A 5,576-nucleotide genomic window follows, 5' to 3' on the forward strand; every position below is an offset into this window, starting at 1 on the left:
GTGGTTGACCGCCAGGGGCGGTCAACCACCCTACGCGCGACTGTTGGTCTGCCCGGAGGTCCAGCATGCACCGGACGCGGGCGACTAACCGTCGTTACGCAACCTGACCAGTATGCCGTACTACCGCACGGCAACGCTAATCGGGGTTACCCAGCTCACTTGATGATCTTGGTGACGCGACCCGCGCCGACCGTACGGCCACCCTCCCGGATCGCGAACTTGAGGTTCTCCTCCATCGCGATGGGCTGGATCAGCTTCACGGTCATCGTGGTGTTGTCGCCCGGCATGACCATCTCGGTGCCCTCGGGCAGCGTGACGACGCCGGTGACGTCCGTGGTCCGGAAGTAGAACTGCGGACGGTAGTTCTGGAAGAACGGGGTGTGGCGGCCACCCTCCTCCTTGGAGAGGATGTAGACCGTCGCCTCGAACTCCGTGTGCGGGGTCGTGGTGCCCGGCTTGATGACGACCATGCCGCGCTCGACGTCCTCGCGCTTGATGCCGCGGAGGAGCAGACCGACGTTCTCGCCGGCGCGCGCCTCGTCGAGCAGCTTGCGGAACATCTCGATGCCGGTGCAGGTGGTCTTCATCGACTTCTCGCGGATGCCGACGATCTCCACCTCCTCGTTCGGCTTGAGGATGCCGCGCTCGGCGCGACCGGTGACGACGGTGCCACGACCGGTGATCGTGAAGACGTCCTCGATCGGCATGAGGAACGGCTTGTCGGTCTCGCGCTCCGGCTGCGGGATCGCGGTGTCGACAGCGTTCATCAGGTCGAGCAGCTTGGCGGTCCACTCGGGGTCACCCTCGAGGGCCTTCAGCGCCGAGACCCGGACGACCGGCAGGTCGTCACCCGGGTACTCCTGCGAGGAGAGCAGCTCGCGGACCTCGAGCTCGACGAGCTCCAGGAGCTCCTCGTCGTCCACCATGTCGCTCTTGTTGAGCGCCACGACGATGTACGGCACGCCGACCTGGCGGGCCAGCAGCACGTGCTCGCGGGTCTGCGGCATCGGGCCGTCGGTCGCGGCGACCACCAGGATCGCGCCGTCCATCTGGGCGGCACCGGTGATCATGTTCTTGATGTAGTCCGCGTGACCCGGGCAGTCGACGTGCGCGTAGTGCCGGTTGGCGGTCTGGTACTCGACGTGCGCGATCGAGATCGTGATGCCGCGGGCCTTCTCCTCCGGCGCCTTGTCGATCTCGTCGAACGGGGTGTACGGGTTCAGGTCCGGGTACTCGTCGTGCAGGACCTTGGTGATGGCCGCCGTCAGCGTCGTCTTACCGTGGTCGATGTGACCAATGGTGCCGATGTTGACGTGCGGCTTAGTCCGCTCGAACTTAGCCTTCGCCACTGGTGTCCTCCTGTGGACTTCTTGGTTCGTTCGCCCCGGTGCGCCAGGGTCGGCGCTTAGGACTCTGTCGACAGCCTTTCCGACCTGACGGCCGGAGAGCCTTGGTGGGTTCTGCGGCGATGAAGCCTACAGGCCCGGATTCACACAACCCGACCGAGGTGGTCGCGGGCGGGAGATTCCTCCCGCGACCGTCCCCGGCTCATCGGGTCGGCTCAGGCGAGGGTCACTCGCCGGTCGCCTTGGCGATGATCTCCTTGGCCACCGAGGCCGGAACCTCGGCGTAGGAGTCGAACTGCATGCTGTAGCTAGCCCGGCCCTGGGTCTTCGACCGCAGGTCGCCGACGTAGCCGAACATCTCCGACAGCGGCACCAGGGCGCGGACGACGCGGGCACCGCCGCGCTCCTCCATCGCCTGGATGATGCCACGGCGGGAGTTGAGGTCGCCGATGACGTCACCCATGTTCTCCTCAGGAGTGGTGACCTCAACGGCCATCATCGGCTCGAGCAGCGCGGGGTCGGCCTTGCGGGCCGCCTCCTTCATCGCCATCGAGCCGGCGATCTTGAATGCCATCTCGGACGAGTCGACCTCGTGGTACTGGCCGTCCACCAGCGTCAGCTTCACGCCGACCAGCGGGAAGCCGGCGAGCACGCCGTACTGCATGGCGTCCTGGGCGCCCGCGTCCACCGAGGGGATGAACTCCCGGGGGATACGGCCACCGGTGACGGCGTTCGCGAACTCGTAGGTCGGCGAGTCGTTGTCCAGCGGCAACGGCTCCAGGCTGATGATGACCCGGGCGTACTGGCCGGAACCACCGGTCTGCTTCTTGTGGGTGTACTCGACCTTCTCCACCGCGCGGCGGATGGTCTCGCGGTACGCCACCTGCGGCTTACCGATGTTCGCCTCGACGTTGAACTCGCGGCGCATCCGGTCGACCAGGATGTCCAGGTGCAGCTCGCCCATGCCGGAGATGACGGTCTGGCCGGTCTCCTCGTCCAGCTTGACGCGGAAGGTCGGGTCCTCCTCGGCCAGCCGCTGGATGGCGGTGCTGAGCTTCTCCTGGTCGGCCTTGGTCTTCGGCTCGATGGCCACCTCGATGACCGGCTCCGGGAAGGTCATCGACTCGAGGATGACCGGGTTCGCCGGGTCGCACAGGGTGTCACCGGTGGTGGTCTGCTTCAGACCCTGGACCGCGATGATGTCGCCAGCCTTGGCGGAGCTGCGCTCCTCCCGCTTGTTGGCGTGCATCTGGTAGATCTTGCCGATCCGCTCCTTGCGGTCCTTGGTGGAGTTGACCACCTGGGACCCGGACTCGACCACGCCGGAGTAGACCCGGACGTAGGTGAGCTTGCCGAGGTGCTTGTCGGTCTGGATCTTGAAGGCCAGGCCCGAGAACGGCTCGGAGGTGGACGGCTTCCGCTGCATCGGGGTTTCGCCGTCGGTCGCGGTGCCCTCGATCGCCGGGATGTCCAGCGGCGACGGCAGGTAGGCGACCACCGCGTCGAGCATCGGCTGGATGCCCTTGTTCTTGAACGCGGTGCCGCACAGCACCGGGTTGGCCTTGCCGTCGATGGTGGCGCGCCGGATGCCGGCCTGGATGTCCTCGACGGAGATCTCCTCGCCCTCGAGGTACTTCTCCATCACCGAGTCGTCGACGTCGGCCAGGGTCTCCAGCAGCTTCTCGCGCCACTCGGCGGCGGTGTCCGCCAGCTCGGCCGGGATCTCCTCGATCGCGTAGTCCTCACCCTTCTGGGTCTCCCCGCGCCAGGTGAGGGCGCGCATGCCGACCAGGTCCACCACGCCGATGAAGTCCGACTCGGCACCGATCGGCACCTGGAGGACCAGCGGGGTGGCGTTGAGCCGGTCGATCATCATCTGCACGCAGCGGAAGAAGTCGGCGCCGGTCCGGTCGAGCTTGTTGACGAAGCACATCCGGGGGACGTTGTACTTGTCCGCCTGCCGCCAGACGTTCTCCGTCTGCGGCTCCACGCCGGCGACACCGTCGTAGACCGCGACCGCACCGTCCAGAACGCGCAGCGACCGCTCGACCTCGACCGTGAAGTCGACGTGGCCGGGCGTGTCGATGATCTGGATCGTGTGGCCCTTCCACTCGCACTTCGTGGCGGCGGAAGTGATGGTGATACCGCGCTCCTGCTCCTGCTCCATCCAGTCCATGACGGCAGCGCCCTCGTGGACCTCACCGATCTTGTACGTGATACCGGTGTAGAACAGGATTCGCTCGGTGGTAGTGGTCTTACCGGCATCGATGTGCGCCATGATGCCGATGTTGCGTACGTTGGCGAGCGCGTCTGCGGCGGCCACTTCAATCCCTACTTATCGTCGTCTCGACACAACTGGTGGCGGTTCCGGCGCCTCGTGGGCGCCGGAACCAGGGTGTTACCAGCGGTAGTGCGCGAAGGCCTTGTTGGACTCGGCCATCTTGTGCGTGTCCTCGCGCCGCTTCACGGCAGCGCCGAGGCCGTTGCTCGCGTCCAGCAGCTCGTTCATCAGCCGCTCGACCATGGTCTTCTCGCGCCGGGCGCGGGAGTAGGTCACCAGCCAGCGCAGACCGAGGGTGGTCGCGCGGGCCGGCCGGACCTCCACCGGAACCTGGTAGGTGGCGCCACCGACGCGACGGCTGCGGACCTCGAGGGTCGGCTTGACGTTGTCCATCGCCCGCTTCAGGGTGACGACCGGGTCGGTGCCGGACTTCTCGCGGCAGCCCTCCAGGGCGGCGTACACGATGCGCTCGGCGAGCTGGCGCTTGCCGCGCAGCAGGATCTTGTTCACCAGCTGGGTGACCAGCGGGGAGTTGTACACCGGGTCAGCGACCAGCGGCTTCCGCGGAGCGGGTCCCTTACGCGGCATGTCAGCTCTTCTCCTTCTTCGCGCCGTAGCGGCTGCGAGCCTGCTTGCGGTTGCGGACACCCTGGGTGTCCAGCGAGCCGCGAACGATCTTGTACCGCACGCCGGGGAGGTCCTTCACACGGCCGCCGCGGACGAGCACGATCGAGTGCTCCTGCAGGTTGTGGCCGACGCCCGGGATGTAGGCGGTCACCTCGATCTGGCTGCTGAGCTTGACACGAGCGACCTTGCGCAGCGCCGAGTTCGGCTTCTTCGGGGTGGTGGTGTACACGCGGGTGCACACGCCGCGACGCTGGGGGGACCCCTTCAGCGCCGGGGTCTTGGTCTTGGTCGTCTTGGCCTGGCGGCCCTTTCGGACCAGCTGCTGAATGGTGGGCACCGGGTTTCTCCGCTCCCTTCGGCCGCTGCGAGGCGACCGCGCCGTCTGCTCTAGCCGACCTGATGGGCGGCTCTCCTACATTCCAACCAGGGCCACCTGACGGGGGTCCCAGCACCCGCGGTCGGGCGTGTCGCCCGGATCACGGTCCCGCTGCGTCGCTCGCGCGCCGTACCGGGTCTTCGTCACCGGCACAGGGAACTCCCCGCGCCGGATCTTCTGGCTGTGGGTCGTGCCGCCGCGCGATCACCGGCTGACCGGTTCCAGCGCACGCACGCATTGCCCGGGCTTGCCCGGGCACAAGGGGAAAGAGTACCTACCACAGCCGCGCAGGTCAAAACGGAGCGGTCCGGGAGAACCGCGTCGCAGTCCACCGGCCGATCGCATCGTGCCTGCCCGCCCGTGATGGGCACCTACGGCTACCAGTGTACCGGCTACGGCCCCGACCGGCCCGGCGGCCCCGGCTCCGCCCGCCCATCGGACCGCCCGGGACCGCCGCCGCCCCTGTTCATCCCCGGTCAGCCGCGCCGGCGCGCGATCACGTGATCTGCACCACCAGGGCCACCGCCAACCCGAGCAGGCTTAGCAGCAGCCCCACTCCCCCACAGCTGAGCCCGGCCACCGCCAGGCCCCGCCCGGCGAACCGAACCGCCGGCGGGGGTGCCGGCCGCCGGATCTGCCGGCGGGACAGCAGGCCGGCGATGATGGCCGCGGTCCCGGCGATGCCACCGAGCACCGTGAACGCACCGGCGGCCCAGGCGCCGCCGTAGTCCGGCCCGGCGAAACCGAAGCAGAACACCAGGAGCGAGACCAGGATCGAGGCGATCCCGGTGATCAGCGAGCCGATGGCGAGCCCCGAGGTCACCGGCGGCACGTCCAGGTGGACCACGCCGAACGGGGTACCGGGAACCGGGTCGACCCGCTTCGGCGGGCGTGCCGCCTCGCGCGGGGGCGGCGGCACCATCGGGCCCGGCCGCGGCCCGGCGGC

Annotated in this window: 5 protein-coding genes; all 5 read right to left on the bottom strand. The window is 68.2% G+C overall.

Annotated elements, in window-relative coordinates:
• Positions 1 to 155: 155 nt before the first annotated feature.
• Positions 156 to 1,349, bottom strand: coding sequence for an elongation factor Tu (gene tuf / locus ACWEVO_RS28825; RefSeq protein ID WP_265005362.1), 1,194 nt, complete (start codon positions 1,347 to 1,349; stop codon positions 156 to 158).
• A 223-nt stretch (positions 1,350 to 1,572) separates the two neighbouring features.
• Positions 1,573 to 3,669: an elongation factor G gene (gene fusA / locus ACWEVO_RS28830; protein ID WP_452310627.1), complete on the bottom strand. Its 2,097-nt coding sequence runs from the start codon at positions 3,667 to 3,669 to the stop codon at positions 1,573 to 1,575.
• A gap of 75 nt (positions 3,670 to 3,744) precedes the next feature.
• The gene (gene rpsG / locus ACWEVO_RS28835; RefSeq protein WP_013735957.1) at positions 3,745 to 4,215 is read right to left on the bottom strand and encodes a 30S ribosomal protein S7; all 471 of its coding nucleotides are present in this window, start codon (positions 4,213 to 4,215) and stop codon (positions 3,745 to 3,747) included.
• Position 4,216: 1 nt separating this feature from the next.
• Positions 4,217 to 4,591: a 30S ribosomal protein S12 gene (gene rpsL / locus ACWEVO_RS28840; RefSeq protein ID WP_007465318.1), complete on the bottom strand. Its 375-nt coding sequence runs from the start codon at positions 4,589 to 4,591 to the stop codon at positions 4,217 to 4,219.
• A 535-nt stretch (positions 4,592 to 5,126) separates the two neighbouring features.
• Positions 5,127 to 5,552, bottom strand: a complete 426-nt coding sequence (locus tag ACWEVO_RS28845) for a hypothetical protein (protein ID WP_452310628.1) — start codon at positions 5,550 to 5,552, stop codon at positions 5,127 to 5,129.
• Positions 5,553 to 5,576 lie beyond the last annotated feature (24 nt).

The organism is Micromonospora sp. NPDC003776, assembly GCF_053605645.1.